The organism is Actinoplanes sp. NPDC051513 (genome assembly GCF_044454685.1).
Taxonomy (GTDB): Bacteria; Actinomycetota; Actinomycetes; order Mycobacteriales; family Micromonosporaceae; genus Actinoplanes.
Genome location: NZ_JBITDW010000001.1, coordinates 907856 through 924144, shown reverse-complemented (window position 1 = coordinate 924144; position 16289 = coordinate 907856). Strand labels below are relative to the sequence as shown.

Below are 16289 nucleotides of genomic sequence, written 5' to 3'. Positions count from 1 at the left end.
CCTGAACCCGGTCTCCCCGGCGATCAGCCGCTCGACCCGCCCCGCCTGGCGCCCCATGGAGCCGGCCCCCTCGAGCCGGGGCGGCGTCACCGTCTTCGGTACCCGCCTGACCTACCCCCAGGCCGGAATAGGCGCCGGCATCCTCCTGCTCGTCCTGGTCCTTATCGGAGTCCTGACCGCCCAGGCCTTCGGCAACGACGACCAGCCCACAACCAATCCCACCGCCGCGCCCACCACCTCGCAGCAGACCGGCGCCCAGCAGCCGTCCGGCAACGCGAGCACCGGCCCCCAGCAGGGCGGCAACAACGCGACCCCGTCGAGCGTGCCCCCGACGACCAATCCCGCCAACGTCGTCCTCCCGGCCGGCTGGCGCATGTACACCCAGGGTGCGGCCGGCAGCGGCCCCGGCTTCGTCATTCCGCTGCCGAAGGATGCGAAGGTCAGCGGTGGCGGCGGCACGGAGGTGCGGTTCCGCTGGAACAACCGCCTGCTGATCGTCGACCGCAGCAACTCGCCGCAGGCCGACGCCTACCAGGACTGGAAGAACCAGGAGGCGTCTCGCCGCGGCGGTTACCGCAACTACTCGCTCATCAAGATCAAGCCGGTGCAGTACCGCGACTACGAGTCGGCCGCCGACTGGGAGTTCCTGTACACCACGGACGGTGGCAACGCCCAGCACGCGGTCAAGCGGAACATCCGCGTCGACAGCAGCGCCGCGTACTCCCTCTCGTGGTACACGACCCCCGAGGATTGGGCCGCTTCGCAGAGCGATCTTCAGCTGCTCTACCAGGGCTTTCAGCCGAAATAGCAGCACCGATGTGCGTGAAGCCGAATGAATGGGTAATTCATTCGGCATCACGGATGGAGGTGCAGCGTCATGAACTGCCGACGGCACGGCAGTAAGCCCGCAATCGCTCTCTGGATGCTGGTCGCGGTGGCGGATCTCGCGATCCTGGTCGCCACCATCGGCGTGGTCACCATGCTTCTGATCGTGGCGGGCCTCGTCGCGCTCGCCGGCGGCCTGCTGGCCGCCCGCACCGTGCTCCGGCCGTCGGAGCAGGCCGCCCGGGCGGTGACACGCCGACGCGCATAGCGTGATCGGCTACAGTCCCCCGCGTGTCGATCGACGGTGTGACTGATCTCTGGGACAAGCTGCTCGGCGCTCAACCGGACCCGCCCGGCCTGCTCGTGCTGCTCACGGCTCTGGCCGGCCTGCTCGCGGTGTCGTTCCGGCTGGTGTGGCGCGTGGCCCGCAACGCGGTGACGATCGCCCACGAGGGTGGTCACGCGCTGATGGCCCTGCTGACCGGTCGCCGGTTGCGCGGCATCCGCCTGGAGTTCGACACGTCCGGCCTGACGTTGTCGTCCGGGCGCCCGACCGGCCCGGGAATGATGCTGACGCTGCTCGGCGGCTACATCGCCCCGTCGCTGCTGGGCGTGCTCGGCGCCTGGCTGCTGGGCGGCAACCGGATCACGCTGCTGCTCTGGCTGGCGGTGGTCCTGCTGCTGCTCATGCTGATCAACATCCGCAACCTGTTCGGCGTGGTCTCGGTGGTCGTCACGGGCGCCGTCGTTTTCGCGGTCTCGTGGTTCGCCTCGGCCCAGGTACAGGCGATTTTCGCGTACGCGGGGGTCTGGTTCCTTCTTTTCGGCGGTGTGCGGCCCGTCTTCGAGCTGCAGAGCCTGCGCCGGCGCGGCCGGATGCCCGAATCGGACGCCGACCAGCTCGCCCACATCAGCCACGTCCCCGCTCTTTTCTGGGTCGGTGTCTTCCTCCTGGTGGACCTGGCCGCCCTGGTGATCGGCGCTTTCCTGCTGGCCGGTCAGTGGCTGCCCCAAGCCTCCTGAGGGCGGAACAACACGCGTTCGCGTGATGGAGCGGTGACACGGCCGTCGATACGTTCCAGTCATGGCGGACGTCGGCATGGCCTGGACCACCGGAGTGGTCGCGTTCGTCGCCGCGGTGCCGCTGGGGCGGTTCACCCTGCACGCCGTCACCTGCGCGCACGAGGGCGGCCACCTCCTGCTGGGCCTGTTGACCGGGGTGAAGGTCGGCCGGATCAAGTTGAGCCGCGGCGGCGGCGGCGAGACTGGTTTTCCCGACAGCGTCCCGTGGCTGGCCGACGTGCTGAGCACGATGGCCGGCTACCTCGGTCCGTCCGCTGTCGGGCTCGGCGGCGTCTATCTGCTGGCGCATGACCGGGCCGAGTGGGTGCTGTGGATCAGCCTCGTCCTCTTCGTGCTGCTGCTGTTCCGGATGGGCAACCCGCTCGGCTTCGTCACGGCGATCGCCACCGGCGTGCTGCTCTGGTACGTCGCCACCCACTGGAGCGACCAGGCGCAGCTGACGTTCGGCTACGCCTGGGTGTGGTTCCTGCTGATCGGCGGGGTACGGGCGATCACCGGTCTGTTCTGGGCGACGCACGGCGGCAGCAAGACCTCGGACGCGGCGGTCATGCAGCGCCTCACTCTGTTGCCGGACGTCTTCTGGCTCGGCGTCTTCTGGCTCGCCGCGCTGGCCGCCCTCGTCTTCGGTGGAGCGAAGATGCTGCAGCTGGGCGCGTGACCGGGCTCAGAGCGGAATGTTGCCGTGCTTCTTGGGCGGCAGGGTCTCCCGCTTGGTCCGCAGGGTGCGCAATGCCCGGGTGACGTGGGCGCGGGTGTCCGAGGGCCGGATGACCGCGTCGACGTAGCCGCGTTCCGCTGCGATGTACGGGTTGGCGAGGGTGTCCTCGTACTCCTGAATGAGCTCGGCTCGTCGCTCGGCGGAGTCGATCTCTCCGCGGTAGAGGATGTTGACCGCGCCCTGGGCGCCCATGACGGCGATCTGGGCGGTGGGCCAGGCGAAGTTGAGGTCGGCGCCGAGGTGCTTGGACCCCATGACGTCGTACGCCCCGCCGTACGCCTTGCGCGTGATGACGGTGACCTTGGGGACGGTCGCTTCGGCGTACGCGTAAATGAGCTTGGCCCCGCGCCGGATGATGCCGTCCCATTCCTGTGACGTGCCCGGCAGGAAGCCGGGCACGTCGACGAAGGTGACCACCGGGATGTTGAAGGCGTCGCAGGTGCGCACGAAGCGGGCGGCCTTCTCGCTGGCGGCGATGTCGAGCGTGCCGGCGAAGTGCATGGGCTGGTTGGCCACGACGCCGACGGGCCGGCCCTCGACCCGGCCGAAGCCGACCACGATGTTCTGCGCGTAGAGCGGCTGCACCTCGAGGAAGTCCTCGACGACCGTCTCCACGACCTTCTTGATGTCGTAGGGCTGGTTCGCGGAGTCGGGGATCAGCGTGTCGAGGCTTCGGTCGGCATCCGAAATGTCCAACTCGGCCGGCGTCTCAAAAGCGATCGGTTCGTCGAAATTGTTCGAGGGAAGATACGACAGCAATGCCCGCACGTAGTCGATCGCGTCGTCCTCGTCCGAAGCCAGGTAGTGAGCATTGCCCGACCGCGAGTTGTGGGTGCGGGCGCCGCCCAGCTCCTCCATGCCGACCTCTTCGCCGGTGACGGTCTTGATCACGTCGGGGCCGGTGATGAACATGTGCGAGGTCTGGTCGACCATCACGGTGAAGTCGGTGATCGCGGGGGAGTAGACCGCGCCGCCCGCGCACGGCCCCATGATCAGGGAGATCTGCGGGATGACGCCGCTGGCTCGCACGTTGCGGAAGAAGATGTCGGCGTAGAGGCCGAGCGCGACCACGCCCTCCTGGATGCGGGCCCCGCCGGAGTCGTTGATCCCGATGATCGGGCAGCCGATCTTCATGGCCAGGTCGAGGACCTTCACGATCTTCTCGCCGAAGACCTCGCCGAGCGAGCCGCCGAAGACGGTGAAGTCCTGCGAGAAGACGCAGACCTGCCGGCCGTCGACGGTGCCGTAGCCGGTGACCACGCCGTCGCCGTAGGGGCGGTTCCGATCGAGGCCGAAGTTGGTGCTGCGGTGCCGGGCCAGCTCGTCGAGCTCGACGAACGAGCCCTCGTCGAGCAGCAGGGCGATCCGTTCCCGGGCGGTCTTCTTGCCGCGGGCGTGCTGCTTCTCGACCCCGCGGGCCGAGCCGGCGTGTACGGCCTCCTCGGTGCGGCGCTCGAGGTCCGCGAGCTTCCCGGCGGTGGTGTGGATGTCGGCCTCGACCGATTCCTGCTGCATCGTCACGGTAATCCTCGCCGTAGAGAAAGAGCCTCGCTCGTGATCGTAATGCCGGGGCGACCGGGCGGCGCTACGAGTGCGTTTCGCACCCAATGCCCTATTCGTTACTCCAGGCGTGACGAACTGGATGACCGCGGCCGGGCTCGCCCTCATCGCCGGTGGCCTCGCCACATTGATCAGCTTCCGTTCGCTGCTCTTCGGCCGTGGGGAACGCCGGGCTCGGCGGCGATCGGATCGGGCCCTCGAGGCGCGTCGTCGTCCCGCGCTGCCCGGGCCGCAGGGTCGCGCCGCCGGCGCCATGGCTGCCGCGGCGTTGCCCGCCGGCCCGATGCCCGCGGCGTTTCCCGCCGACCCGATGCCTGTGGCGTTTCCCGCCGGCCGGATGCCCGCGGCGTTTCCCGCCGGCCGGATGCCCGAGCCGGAGGAGGCCGGCGGGGTCGCGATCGGCGCGCGGTCACGGCGTGCCCGGCGAGGGCGGCGGCGAGCGCTGGCCATGGCATCCCGCGAGCACGAGATCCCGTTGATGTCGCCCGGGTCCGATGAGGACGACCGTGGTGGGCTGGCCTCGATCGGCTTCGCCGACGAGGAGGACGCCGCGGAGCCCGTGGGTGACGGCGCCTTTGATTCGTACGCGGACAGCTGCGTCGACGCCGAGGAAGACGTCGCGGAGGACGACGAGAGCGACGCCGGTGACCACGACGAGGGCGATCTTCGCCGCACCGACCGCTACGGCGACCGTGTGCAGGGCTGGGTCCGCCCCGAGTACCGCGACCAGCCCGGCGAGCCCCGCCCCGGCGAATACTGGACCCCCATCCCCGTCGACCTCGCCGGCGACCCCGAGCCGTCGGCGAAGGGCTACGGCTGGCCCCGCCCGGTCGAGCGCCTCCCGGCCGTGCCCGACTACGAGCCCGCCACCGGCTTCGACCTGATCCCGGTCGTCTCCGAGCCCACCGAGGTCGTCCCCGCCTGGCCGCTGAACGACGACCGGCCCGGCCGGATTCGCCTGCCCCGTTCATGGGCAAACCGCAACGAGAAACCGGCCCGCGACGAGAAACCGGCCCGCGAGGAAAGGCCAGTCCGCGAGGAAAAGCCGGTCCGCGGCGAGAAGCTGGCGCGCGGCGAGAAGCCGGCCCGCGATGAAAAGCCGGTCCGCGGCGAGAAGCTGGAGAGACCCCCGGCCACCGAGCGCCGTCGCCCGCGCCCGCGACCCCGCCCGGAGCCGCCGACCGACCGCAGCACCACCGTCTACGTCAGCCGCCACGCCGCCGACCCACCGCCGCCGCCGCGCCAGGGTCGCTGACGTCGAGCGCCCCGCTCCGCGTCGGGTCTGTCCGCCGCCCCGCCGCGGACTAGGCTCGTCAAATGCCCGCTTCTCCCTACGCCGACCTGGAGCGGCCGCCGCTTTCGCCGCGGGGCCTCGAGCGGGCTCTGGTGACCCCCGGCGGCTTGTGGACACACATCGACGTCCGCCCCGAGACCGGCTCCACCAACGCCGACGCCGCCGCGGCCGCCCTGCGCGGCGAGCCCGAGGGCCTGGTCGTGATCGCCGAGCAGCAGACCGCGGGCCGCGGCCGCCGCGACCGGCAGTGGACCTCCCCGCCGCGCGCCGGCCTCACCCTGAGCATCCTGCTCCGCCCCGGCCGGCCCGACGCCGAGCGGGACTGGCCGGCCGCGCCGACCGGCGCCTACGGCTGGTTGCCGCTGCTCGCCGGCGTCGCCCTGCTCGAGGCGGTGCGCCGGGTCGCCGAGGTCGAGGCCGCCCTGAAATGGCCGAACGACCTGCTCGTGGGCCCCGCCGACCGCCCCGGCAAGTGCGCCGGCATCCTGGCCGAGGTGGCCGGCGACGCTGTGGTCGTCGGGATCGGACTCAACGTGACGACCCGTGGCGAGGAGCTTCCCGAGACGACCGGCGTGGCCGCGACGTCGCTGAAGGTGGCCGGCGCGGCCGTCACCGACCGCGACCCGATCCTGCGGGCCCTGTTGCGCGGCATAGCCGGCTGGTACACCGGCTGGCGCGAGGTGGGCGGCGACGCCGAGCTGTCCGGCCTGCTCGGCGCGTATCGCCGGGAGTGCGCCACGATCGGCCGGCGGGTGCGTGCGCTGCTGCCCGGCGGCGGCGAGATCACCGGCGAGGCGACCGACGTGGACAACAACGGCCAGCTGGTGATCCGTACGGCTGACGGCGCCGAGCATCGCGTCTCGGCGGGTGACGTGCTGCACGTACGCTGACGGCGTGGCGTTCCCGGACGAGGTTCTCACCGACGAGGAGGAGGTCGTCCTCCATCTGCATCCGCACTGGAAGACGGCGATCCGCCCGTCCCTGGTCGTGCTGCTGGCGCTGGTCACGGCGGCCTTCGCCTGGGTGATGCTGCCGCAGAACACCGGCGGGTTCCTGGGCTTCGGCGTGGTCGCCCTGATCATGGGTTACTACGGCATCCGGTACGGCGTGGCCCCGCTGGTCGTCTGGCGCTGCACCCACTACGTGGTGACCAACGAGCGCGTCCTGCTGCAGGACGGCGTGATCGCCCGCGAGCGCCGCGACCTCCCGCTGAACCGCATCAACGACCACCTGATGACCCAGACGGTCCTCGACCGGCTGTTCGGCTCGGGCACGCTGACGATCGACTCGATCGGCGACCAGGCCGCGGTCCTCCGCGCGGTTCCGCACGCCCACCATCTGCAGACGGCGCTGTACGAGCTGATCGAGCAGCTACCGGAGGACGAGGAAGAAGAGGAAGAGGAGCCCGAGGTGCCGCCGCAGCGACGCGCTATCGGGTGGCGTCGAGCTCGGCCTCCGCGCTGAGCTCCGCGAAACCGGCGACCGCGTCGAGGTCGGCGAGCTCGGCCTCGTGGCCGTCGACGGGCGGCTTGAGGAAGACGAACGTGCGGTACGCCCAGAAGCGGAAGATCGTCGCGATCACGATGCCGATCAGCGTGACCCCCATGAAGGCCAGCTCGTCGTGCTCCTCGGTGAGGCCGAAGCCGTACTTGCCGATGGCCACCGCGCCGGACTGGATGACCATGCCGATCAGGTTGAAGCCGAAGAACAGCGTGTACTCCCGGCGCAGCGCCGTGCGCGTGTGGTGCCGGTAAGTCCAGTAGCGGTTCGCGAAGTACGCCAGCGTGGTGGTCACGACCGTCGCGACGACGCTCGCCTTGACCGCGCCGATCGGCAGCGCTGCCCACGTGATCGCCATGTAGAGCAGCGTGTTGCCGGCGCCGATGATTCCGAAGGCGATGGCCTCGGGAGCAAGACGGCGCAGGCGTTCCGTCAGCGTGCTGGCTGAAGGCATGGGGGGCAACCTTTGGTGAGAAATGGAGCTGTCACGCCGTGTCGCGGACGGGCGAGGGCGTTGCCACGTTAGTCGCGTGACGTTCGGGTCGCTGCCCCTCGGCGGCCTTGTCGGGGGCAGGTGTGGCGCGGAACACGAACCGCTTGTACGACCAGAAGCGGAAGAGTGTGCCGAGACCGGTGCCGATGAGCAGGCCCGAGACGTTGTCGGCGAGCGCCGTCTGGAACGACGGCCACACCGAGCCCAGCCCGTAGTGGCTGATCGCGAGGCAGGCCAGGCCGATGCCGAGGCCGACCGCGTTCAGCACGAAGAACAGCGTGTACTGCCGGGCCATGTTGTCGTGGGCGCGGTCCCGCCAGGTCCAGAACCGGTTGCCCACGAACGCGACCGAGGTCGCGATGATCGTGGAGACCGTCTTGGCGAACAGCGTCTCCCAGCCGGCGCGCAGCAGGATGTTGAAGATGGCCACGTCGATCGCGAACGAAATCGCCCCGACCGTGCCGAACTTGCTCAATTCGCGGATCAGCGCCCGAAGCTTGGCTCGCAGGCGGGACGGCGGCGTCGGCGAGGTCTCGGGCACGCCCCGAGACTACCGGCCGTTGTCACGGTCCGCAGTTTTCGTTGGCGAGTCTTAACCGGCTCTGTCGGCATGGTGACGCTGGCGGTACGAACGGTGACGCAGTCCGTCTATTTCGCGGATTTCGGCGAACCGCCCCCGGCATTCGGCGCACCAGCCCAGGTGGGTGCGCATGCGGCCGGCGTCGCGCGACGCGAGGCGGCCGCGCAGGTGCCCGCCGAGACGGTCGCCCGCCCAGCGGCATTCGGGGTGCTCGGCGGCCGCCACGTGCTGCTGGAGATAGAGGCTGCGCAGGCCCTCCCGCGCACGGTGGGCGAGCACGGCCACCGCGTTCGGGGTCATGCCGAGCATGCCGGCCACCTCGGCGGGCGTGTTGCCCTCGACCGCGGTCTGCCAGAGCACGTCGCGCCAGCGCTCGGGCAGCTGCCGGAAGGCGGCCGCCGCGTACGCCCGCTCGAGCCGGTCGAGCGCCGGGTCGGTGAACGGCTCGCCCTCGTCGTAGCGGGTGAGGTCGTCGGTGAACTCGAGCCGCCGGTCACGCCGGGCGCGGTGGTAGCAGACGTGCCGCATCGTGGTGTGCAGGTAGGCGCGGAAGGCGACCATCGGGCCGCGCCCGGCGCGCAACGACGCGAAGACCTTCGCGAACGTCTCGGCGACCAGGTCGTCGGCGTCCGCCGGGTCGCGGGAGAGCCCGTACGCCAGTTGCCGTGCCGCCGTGCGATGGCGTTCGTACAGCGTGCCGTAGGCGGCGGTGTCGCCGGACCGGACCGCGGCCAAGAGATCGGTATCCGAGTCCGGCTCTGCTACCGGGATCGTCATTCCTGCCCCCTAAAGACGGGAAGACCAGATATCCGAAGTTTACGGCTTTTAGTCCGTTTTGGGGAAGTCCGCCGAACGGCCGGACCGTAGCTCGGCCTTTGGTCGGGTTTGGGCGGAGGACGGCGTGGTTGGCCGGTGTTCTCGCGATGGTGCGCACAACTGCGCCAAGTAGCGAAGAATCGATCGTCTGCAAGCAAAGTTTCCGAGGATTGTGCGGTCTTCCACAGGAGGAACCGATGAACCTCACGTGGCGCGGCCTTAGGCTCAGGTGACTCCCCGTGGCCCGAAGATGGCCATTGGTCAGTGCCGACCGAAGGAGATCGCATGCAGCAGCCCCCGACCTCGCACGCCCGCCTCCTGGCGTGGGTCGACGAGGTAGCAGCTCTGACCACGCCCGACCGGATCGTCTGGTGCGACGGCTCGGAGTCCGAGTGGACCGGCATCACCGATGCCCTGGTCGACTCGGGCGCCCTGGTCCGCCTCGACCCCGCCAAGAAACCCAACTCGTTCTGGGCCCGCACCGACCCCGGTGACGTGGCCCGCGTCGAGGAGCGCACCTTCATCTGCTCGGTCGACGAGGCCGACGCCGGTCCCACCAACAACTGGATGGCGCCGGCCGAGATGAAGACGACGATGACGGAGCTGTACCGCGGCTGCATGCGCGGCCGGACGATGTACGTCGTCCCGTTCTGCATGGGCCCGCTCGACGCGCCGCAACCGATGTTCGGGGTCGAGCTCACCGACAGCCCGTACGTCGTCGCCAGCATGCGGATCATGACCCGGATGGGGGCCGGGGTCCTGTCCGCTCTGGAGGACGCCGATGCCGACTTCGTGCCGGCGCTGCACTCGGTCGGCGCGCCGCTCGAGCCCGGCGACGCCGATGTCGCGTGGCCCTGCAACGAGACGAAGTACATCTCGCACTTCCCCGAGACCCGCGAGATCTGGTCGTTCGGCTCCGGTTACGGCGGCAACTCGCTGCTCGGCAAGAAGTGCTACGCGCTGCGCATCGCCAGCGTGGCCGCCCGCGACGAGGGCTGGCTCGCCGAGCACATGCTGATCATGAAGCTGACCTCGCCCGAGGGCCAGGTCCGCTACATCGCCGGCGCGTTCCCGTCGGCCTGCGGCAAGACCAACCTCGCCATGCTCGAGCCGACACTGCCCGGCTGGAAGGTCGAGACGGTCGGTGACGACATCGCCTGGATGCGTTTCGGCGAGGACGGCCGCCTCTGGGCAACCAACCCCGAGTTCGGCCTGTTCGGCGTCGCGCCCGGCACCGACTTCCACACCAACCCGAACGCGATGCGCACGCTCGCCCGCGGCAACTCGGTCTTCACCAACGTGGCGCTCACCGACGACGGCGACATCTGGTGGGAGGGCATGGGCTCGCCGCCTTCGCACCTGACGGACTGGAAGAACCAGGATTGGACGCCTTCTTCCGCCGCGCCCTCGAGCCACCCCAACAGCCGATTCTGTACGCCGATCGAGCAGTGCCCGATTCTGGCCGACGAGTACCACGACCCGCGCGGCGTCCCGATCGACGCGATCCTGTTCGGCGGCCGTCGCAAGACGACGGTCCCGCTGGTCACCGAGGCCCGCGACTGGGTGCACGGCGTCTACCTCGGCGCCACCCTCTCTTCGGAGACGACCGCCGCCGCCGTCGGCCAGGTGGGCGTGGTGCGCCGCGACCCGATGGCGATGCTGCCGTTCATCGGATACCACGCCGGTGACTACTTCCAGCACTGGATCGACATGGCCAAGGGCGCGTCCGGCGACGCCGCCAAGCTCCCGAAGGTCTTCTACGTCAACTGGTTCCGCCGCGGTGACGATGGCCGGTTCCTGTGGCCCGGCTTCGGCGAGAACAGCCGCGTCCTGAAGTGGATCGTCGAGCGCCTCGACGGCAAGGGCGAGGCGGTGGAAACGGCCATCGGACACGTACCGACCCCGGGAGCCCTGGACCTCACCGGTCTGGACATTTCGGACGAAGACCTGGCCGCCGTCCTCAAGGTCGACCGCGAGGAGTGGCTGGCCGAGATTCCCCAGGTCACCGACTGGTTCACCAAGTTCGGCGACAAGCTCCCGGCGGTCCTGTGGGCCGAGCTCGACGCCCTCAGGGCTCGACTCGCGGACGCCTGAGCCCTTCCCTGCAAAGGGCTTTGCGCGCGGCAACCACCCGGTTGCCGCGCGTAAGCTCGCGTCGGCGCGTAGGCGGGGCGATCATGTTCGGCGTAAAACGGGTTTACCCGTACATCTGAGGAAGACTGACCATCGCTCAGCGCAACCGAACCGCCCGGCCGACGCCGCCGCTCCGCTGGAGGGCTAGGGTTTGGGGCGATGAGTGTGCGGTCCCTGGTCTATTCGTTCTACGAGCGGCGGCTGGCCGGAAAGCTGGTCGGCAAGCCCGTCCCCCAGCACGTCGGCGTCATGTGTGACGGCAACCGGCGCTGGGCCAAGGAGATGGGGTTCGTCGACCCCAACGACGGGCACCGGGTCGGCGCCGCCCGCGTCAAAGAGCTGCTCACCTGGTGTGACCAGGCGGGCATCCGGCATGTGACGCTCTATCTGCTCGCCACCGACAACCTGCGGCGGCCGGCCGGCGAGCTCGACCCGCTGCTGCGGATCATCGAAGACCTCGCGACCGAGCTGGCCGAAGATGGCAACCCGTGGCGGCTGCGCATGGTGGGCGCGCTCGACGTGCTGCCCGCCCCGACCGCCGCGAGCCTGAAAGCGGCGCAGGAAAAGACGCGCGACCGCACCATCGGCGTCGAAGTCAACATGGCGGTCGGCTACGGCGGCCGGCGGGAGATCGCCGACGCGGTGCGCTCGCTCATGCAGCAGCACGCGGCCGCCGGCGGCACGCTCGAGGAACTCGCCGAGGTGCTCGACGTCGAGCACATCGCCGAGCACCTGTACACCCGCGGCCAGCCCGATCCCGACCTCATCATCCGCACCAGCGGCGAGCAGCGGCTCTCGGGCTTCCTGCTGTGGCAGTCGGCGCAGTCGGAGTTCTACTTCCACGACGCCAACTGGCCCGATTTCCGGCGCACCGACTTCTTGCGGGCGCTGCGCTCCTACGCCACCCGCCAGCGCCGCTTCGGCGCCTGACGGCCGGCTTCAGCCCGTCCTTGCGCCTCGCCCTCGTGTGCCTCGCCCTCAGAAGCGCTGCAGCCCTTCGCTGAGGAAGGCCGCCACGGCGTCCGGCGATTCCAGCGTGAGGTCGGCGGCGCTGGACACCTCGGCGCCCGTCTCGGGGTTGGCGACCGCGACCGCCACGCCGAAGAAACCAGGGTCGACCGCCTCGCGGGCGCGCAGCGCGTCGAACGCCTTGATGTCGGACATGTCGTCACCGAAATACCAGGCGCAGCGCGCGTTGCGGACGCCCTCGGTGATGACCATGCCCTTGTCTTGGTCGACCGGGGGCTTGAGCTCGATCACCATGCGGCCGCCTTGGATCTTGAGACCGTGGCGCTCGGCCTGCTCGTGGCCCCAGCGCTCGACCTCGCCGGCCAGCTGCGGCGCCGTGCGGTAGTGCAGGGCCACCGACAGCCGCTTGAACTCGACCAGGATCTGCGGCGGCAGCTCGGCCTTGGCCCGCTCGGCCAGGTCGGCCATCGCGGGGATCCATGGCAGCGCGGCCGGCTCGGTCACCACCGTGCCGTCGTGCCACACCTCGAGCCCGTAGAGGCCGTAGAGGTCGACGTGCTCGAGTGACGCGAATCTCGACCGGAGAAAGCTCACCGGGCGCGCCGAGACGATCGCCACCCGGCGGACGGCGGTCGCCAGGCTTTCCAGCACGCCGGGCACGGCATCGACCGGCTGGGACGCGTCGGGGTCGTCGGTCACGGGGGACAGGACGCCGTCGAAGTCGAAGAAGAAGGTGGTCTCGGCCGAGCGCTCGGCCGTGACGGCCCACGCGTCGGCGATGCTCGGCGGATGGTTCGGACGCTGAGTCTCTGCCACGAAGTCAGATTACCTGCCGAGAGTCCGGTTGGCGGCCTGAGAAATTGCCGTGAGCCCGGTTTTGCGTACTACCGCGGGGGCCAGTTGACCGCTAGCGTTCTAGACATGACGCGGGGTCATCCCGAGTCAGCCGGACGGCCCGGACCTGCGACACTGTGCGCCACGGGGCCCCGCAATCCGACCCCGTGCTGTAAGCCGGCCGCCGGAGGTGCGGACCCTGGGCGTCGACGGGTTGCACGCCCGCTGGAGCAGGCCTGTGACACCACGCCGATCTGACGCCGAGGGCATCCCTTCCAGCACTCGCGCCGCGTCGCGTCGCACATCCCGCGACCGTCACGCCGACGCCGAACCGGCCCCTATGGGCCGGATTTTTGTTCTGGACACCTCGGTCCTGCTGTCCGACCCGGCGGCCATCCGCCGGTTCACCGATCACGAGGTGGTTATCCCACTCGTGGTCATCACGGAGTTGGAGGGCAAGCGTCACCACCCCGAGCTGGGCTGGTTCGCGCGGCAGGCGCTGCGCAATCTGGACGAGCTACGGATCAAGTTCGGCCGGCTCGATCAACCGGTGCTCTGCAACGACGAGGGCGGCACCCTGTGGGTGGAGCTCAACCACGCCGACCAGAGTGTGCTCCCGCACGGTTTCCGCAACGACTCGAACGACACCCGCATCCTCTCCGTGGCGCTGGGCCTGGCTGCCGAAGGCCGCGACGTCACGCTGGTCAGCAAGGACATGCCGCTGCGGGTCAAGGCGGCCGCGGTGGGCCTCACCGCCGACGAATACCGCCACGGCCAGGCCAGCGACCCGACGTGGACCGGCATGGCCGACCTCAAGCTCGCCGAGGAACAGGTCAACGCGCTCTACGCCGGCGACGCGCTCGAGCTCGAGGAGTCCGATCACCTGCCCTGCCACACCGGCCTGGTGATCCACTCGACGCGCGGCTCGGCCCTCGGCCGGGTCAACCCCGACAAGACGGTCCGCCTCGTCCGCGGCGACCGGGAGGCGTTCGGGATCCGTGGCCGCTCCGCCGAGCAGCGCGTCGCGCTCGATCTGCTGCTGGACGAGTCGATCGGCATCGTCTCGCTCGGCGGCCGGGCCGGCACCGGCAAGTCGGCCCTGGCGCTGTGCGCGGGTCTCGAGGCGACCATGGAGCGCAACCGCCACAAGAAGGTGATCGTCTTCCGCCCGCTGTACGCGGTCGGCGGCCAGGAGCTGGGCTACCTGCCCGGCACCGAGAACGAGAAGATGTCGCCCTGGGCGCAGGCGGTCTTCGACACGCTCGGCTCGGTGGCGCACGCCAACGTGGTGGAGGAGGTCATGGCCCGCGGCATGCTCGAAGTGCTGCCGCTGACCCACATCCGCGGCCGCAGCCTGCACGACGCCTTCGTCATCGTCGACGAGGCCCAGTCGCTGGAACGCAACGTGCTGCTCACCGTGCTCTCCCGCATCGGGCAGGGGTCGCGGGTGGTGCTCACCCACGACGTCGCCCAGCGTGACAACCTGCGGGTCGGCCGGCACGACGGCGTCACGGCCGTGATCGAGGCGCTCAAGGGGCATCCGATCTTCGCGCACGTGACCTTGACGCGTTCCGAGCGGTCGCCGATCGCCGAGGTGGTCACCGATCTGCTGGAGGACATCCCTCTCTGAGGTGACCCCCGTGCCGGGGAACTTTCGACCGGTTTACGCGTAAATTTAGTGTGAGCAACATCACAAGAGTGCGTCGGCATTTCACATCCACTTCACGTTGCGCAATGGTGTTCGGCGAGCGCCATCGCGTGGTCATCTTCGTCGGAGATCGACGTCGGGCCACCACCCCGATCGAAGCTGATCGGGGTGTCGGCCCGAGTGGTCGCGGTGCTCGCGGCATGGGCAGCCACCTTCCCCGGTGGCCGTACATGCCGCGTCCCTGCCCCCGACGAAGGGATACTTCGTGAGTCGGCCTTGGAGCCGGGTCGGAGTACGTTCCGCGTCGGTCGGCCTGCTAGTCGCGGGTCTGATCGGCGGTGTGTACCTCGGCAAGGACCGCGTGGTCCAGGCACCACAGCAGAGTTCCGAAGCGTCGAACGTCGTCCAGGTGGACGTAGACGACATGCAGCTGCTCAAGCAGCGGGCAAGCCAGCACGCCGCGGCTCGCGCCTACCAGCGCCAGGCCGAGGGCGATGCCGCCGCGAAGGCGGCCGCCGAGGCGAAGGCCGCTGCCGGCAAGGCGCACGAGCTCGAGACCAAAGCGATCGCGGCGAAGAAGGCTCAGGAACAGGCCGCCGCCGAGGCCGCGGCCAAGAAGAAGGCCGAGGAGACCGGCGGCCCGGTCGAGTACACCGGCCCGGTTCCCACCTCCTGCAACGAGTACACGGGCAGCCGGAAGACCGGATGCGCGCTGATGCTCGATGCCGGCTTCGGAATCGACCAGTTCCCCTGCCTCGACAAGCTGTGGAAGAAGGAGAGCGGATGGAACTACCGCGCCTCCAACGCCAGCTCCGGCGCGTACGGGATTCCGCAGGCTCTGCCCGGCAGCAAGATGGGGTCGGTCGCCTCGGACTGGAAGACCAATCCCGCCACGCAGATCAAGTGGGGCCTCGGCTACATCGAGGGCCGCTATGACACCCCCTGCGGGGCCTGGTCACACTCGCAGAGCACGGGTTGGTACTAATTGGACAACGCTAGTCAAAACAGGCCGCGCGGCTAACCGCGCGGCCCGTTTTGCTGTGATCAAATATCCACATGGTCCGAAAAGCCGCGCTCATCCTCATTGGTGTCATCGTGAGCGTGGCGGCGATGCCCTCGGCGCATGCCACAGTGGCGCCGCGGCCCGTTCGCGAGGTGGTCGGCGGCGACGTCGCCCCACTCGGGAAGTTCCCGTGGATGGTGCGGCTGTCGATGGGCTGTGGCGGCACGCTGACCGCGCCCCGGGTGGTGCTCACGGCCGGGCACTGTGTGGACGGAACCGGCAAGACCAAGAACATCAAGGTGACGGCCGGGGTGGTGGACCTCAAGTCGCCCAAGGCGCTCACCGCCCGGTCGGTGTCGGTGATCCGGGCGCCCGGCTTCCGCGACGAGACCCGCGGCGACGACTGGGCCCTCGTCCGCCTCGACCGCGCGCTCGACCTGCCCACGCTGCCGCTCATCGAGGGGCCGGGAGATCAGGGGGAGTTCGTGGTGCTGGGCTGGGGGCAGACCCGCGAGGACTCGATGAAGCAGGAGCAGCGGCTGCACTACGCCACCGTCCCCACCGTGCCCGACGCGAAGTGCGCGGCCGAGTATCAGAAGGCCGGCGTCAAACTCGTCGCCAAGGAGTCCATCTGCGCCGGCAAGCGCGGCGTCGACACCTGCCAGGGCGACTCCGGCGGGCCGATGGTCGGGCGCGACGCCAAGGGCGAATGGGCGCAGGTCGGCATCGTCAGCTGGGGGCTCGGCTGCGCCCGGATCGGCTATCCGGGCGTCTACACCCAGATCTCCGCTTTCCGCGACGAGATTCGCAAGGCCATCAAGAAGCTGAACTAG

At 69.7% G+C, this 16289-nt stretch carries 16 protein-coding genes; 11 read left to right on the top strand and 5 right to left on the bottom strand.

From position 1 onward, the window contains the following. Positions 1-877: 877 nt before the first annotated feature. From ACIA5D_RS04490 to ACIA5D_RS04480, 3 genes are all read left to right on the top strand, one after another. Complete coding sequence (locus ACIA5D_RS04490) at positions 878-1093, top strand: hypothetical protein (RefSeq protein ID WP_396028401.1); 216 nt, start codon at positions 878-880, stop codon at positions 1091-1093. Between the two features lie 23 nt (positions 1094-1116). After that, positions 1117-1848: a M50 family metallopeptidase gene (locus tag ACIA5D_RS04485; protein ID WP_396028400.1), complete on the top strand. Its 732-nt coding sequence runs from the start codon at positions 1117-1119 to the stop codon at positions 1846-1848. 61 nt (positions 1849-1909) lie between these two features. After that, positions 1910-2566 carry a M50 family metallopeptidase gene (locus tag ACIA5D_RS04480; RefSeq protein WP_396028399.1) on the top strand — a complete coding sequence of 219 codons (657 nt, stop codon included), beginning with the start codon at positions 1910-1912 and terminating at the stop codon, positions 2564-2566. A 6-nt stretch (positions 2567-2572) separates the two neighbouring features. Here ACIA5D_RS04480 and ACIA5D_RS04475 read toward each other — a convergent pair whose 3' ends face one another. Then, entirely contained in the window at positions 2573-4141 is a 1569-nt protein-coding gene (locus ACIA5D_RS04475) for an acyl-CoA carboxylase subunit beta (RefSeq protein WP_396028597.1), read from the bottom strand. A 115-nt stretch (positions 4142-4256) separates the two neighbouring features. Between ACIA5D_RS04475 and ACIA5D_RS04470 the strand changes: the two genes are divergently transcribed. The 3 genes from ACIA5D_RS04470 to ACIA5D_RS04460 all read left to right on the top strand — a co-directional run bounded on the left by ACIA5D_RS04470 (position 4257) and on the right by ACIA5D_RS04460 (position 6944). Further along, positions 4257-5441, top strand: coding sequence for a hypothetical protein (locus tag ACIA5D_RS04470; RefSeq protein ID WP_396028398.1), 1185 nt, complete (start codon positions 4257-4259; stop codon positions 5439-5441). 62 nt (positions 5442-5503) lie between these two features. Continuing rightward, the gene (locus ACIA5D_RS04465; RefSeq protein ID WP_396028397.1) at positions 5504-6370 is read left to right on the top strand and encodes a biotin--[acetyl-CoA-carboxylase] ligase; all 867 of its coding nucleotides are present in this window, start codon (positions 5504-5506) and stop codon (positions 6368-6370) included. Positions 6371-6374: 4 nt separating this feature from the next. Continuing rightward, the gene (locus ACIA5D_RS04460; protein WP_396028396.1) at positions 6375-6944 is read left to right on the top strand and encodes a PH domain-containing protein; all 570 of its coding nucleotides are present in this window, start codon (positions 6375-6377) and stop codon (positions 6942-6944) included. On the opposite strand, the gene ACIA5D_RS04455 is transcribed toward ACIA5D_RS04460, so the two are convergent. The 3 genes from ACIA5D_RS04455 to ACIA5D_RS04445 are packed head-to-tail and all read right to left on the bottom strand — an operon-like array spanning position 6910 to position 8830. Continuing rightward, positions 6910-7434 carry a GtrA family protein gene (locus tag ACIA5D_RS04455; RefSeq protein ID WP_396028395.1) on the bottom strand — a complete coding sequence of 175 codons (525 nt, stop codon included), beginning with the start codon at positions 7432-7434 and terminating at the stop codon, positions 6910-6912. The genes ACIA5D_RS04460 and ACIA5D_RS04455 overlap by 35 nt on opposite strands. A 31-nt stretch (positions 7435-7465) precedes the next feature. After that, positions 7466-8014, bottom strand: coding sequence for a GtrA family protein (locus tag ACIA5D_RS04450; protein ID WP_396028394.1), 549 nt, complete (start codon positions 8012-8014; stop codon positions 7466-7468). 51 nt (positions 8015-8065) lie between these two features. Further along, a complete protein-coding gene (locus ACIA5D_RS04445; RefSeq protein WP_396028393.1) occupies positions 8066-8830 on the bottom strand; it encodes a sigma-70 family RNA polymerase sigma factor in 765 nt (254 codons plus the stop codon). 324 nt (positions 8831-9154) lie between these two features. On the opposite strand from ACIA5D_RS04445, the gene ACIA5D_RS04440 reads away from it, so the two are divergent. Together ACIA5D_RS04440 and ACIA5D_RS04435 are read left to right on the top strand one after the other, a co-directional pair. Continuing rightward, positions 9155-10963, top strand: a complete 1809-nt coding sequence (locus ACIA5D_RS04440) for a phosphoenolpyruvate carboxykinase (GTP) (protein WP_396028392.1) — start codon at positions 9155-9157, stop codon at positions 10961-10963. 198 nt (positions 10964-11161) lie between these two features. Then, positions 11162-11932: an isoprenyl transferase gene (locus ACIA5D_RS04435; protein WP_396028391.1), complete on the top strand. Its 771-nt coding sequence runs from the start codon at positions 11162-11164 to the stop codon at positions 11930-11932. A gap of 48 nt (positions 11933-11980) precedes the next feature. Here ACIA5D_RS04435 and otsB read toward each other — a convergent pair whose 3' ends face one another. Continuing rightward, positions 11981-12787: a trehalose-phosphatase gene (otsB, locus tag ACIA5D_RS04430; RefSeq protein WP_396028390.1), complete on the bottom strand. Its 807-nt coding sequence runs from the start codon at positions 12785-12787 to the stop codon at positions 11981-11983. A gap of 256 nt (positions 12788-13043) precedes the next feature. On the opposite strand from otsB, the gene ACIA5D_RS04425 reads away from it, so the two are divergent. The 3 genes from ACIA5D_RS04425 (at position 13044) to ACIA5D_RS04415 (ending at position 16289) form a co-directional block, all read left to right on the top strand. Beyond that, complete coding sequence (locus ACIA5D_RS04425) at positions 13044-14435, top strand: PhoH family protein (protein ID WP_396028389.1); 1392 nt, start codon at positions 13044-13046, stop codon at positions 14433-14435. 427 nt (positions 14436-14862) lie between these two features. After that, positions 14863-15438, top strand: a complete 576-nt coding sequence (locus ACIA5D_RS04420; protein WP_396028388.1) for a lytic transglycosylase domain-containing protein — start codon at positions 14863-14865, stop codon at positions 15436-15438. Positions 15439-15509: 71 nt separating this feature from the next. Further along, positions 15510-16289: a S1 family peptidase gene (locus ACIA5D_RS04415; RefSeq protein WP_396028387.1), complete on the top strand. Its 780-nt coding sequence runs from the start codon at positions 15510-15512 to the stop codon at positions 16287-16289.

What these genes read in the sequence shown, in the direction of transcription:
- ACIA5D_RS04490 (WP_396028401.1), top strand. Translation starts at nt 878, where the DNA reads ATGAACTGCCGACGGCACGGCAGTAAGCCCGCAATCGCTCTCTGGATG.
- ACIA5D_RS04480 (WP_396028399.1), top strand. Translation starts at nt 1,910, where the DNA reads ATGGCGGACGTCGGCATGGCCTGGACCACCGGAGTGGTCGCGTTCGTC.
- ACIA5D_RS04475 (WP_396028597.1), bottom strand. Translation starts at nt 4,141, where the DNA reads ATGCAGCAGGAATCGGTCGAGGCCGACATCCACACCACCGCCGGGAAG.
- ACIA5D_RS04465 (WP_396028397.1), top strand. Translation starts at nt 5,504, where the DNA reads ATGCCCGCTTCTCCCTACGCCGACCTGGAGCGGCCGCCGCTTTCGCCG.
- ACIA5D_RS04455 (WP_396028395.1), bottom strand. Translation starts at nt 7,434, where the DNA reads ATGCCTTCAGCCAGCACGCTGACGGAACGCCTGCGCCGTCTTGCTCCC.
- ACIA5D_RS04445 (WP_396028393.1), bottom strand. Translation starts at nt 8,830, where the DNA reads ATGACGATCCCGGTAGCAGAGCCGGACTCGGATACCGATCTCTTGGCC.
- ACIA5D_RS04440 (WP_396028392.1), top strand. Translation starts at nt 9,155, where the DNA reads ATGCAGCAGCCCCCGACCTCGCACGCCCGCCTCCTGGCGTGGGTCGAC.
- ACIA5D_RS04435 (WP_396028391.1), top strand. Translation starts at nt 11,162, where the DNA reads ATGAGTGTGCGGTCCCTGGTCTATTCGTTCTACGAGCGGCGGCTGGCC.
- ACIA5D_RS04415 (WP_396028387.1), top strand. Translation starts at nt 15,510, where the DNA reads ATGGTCCGAAAAGCCGCGCTCATCCTCATTGGTGTCATCGTGAGCGTG.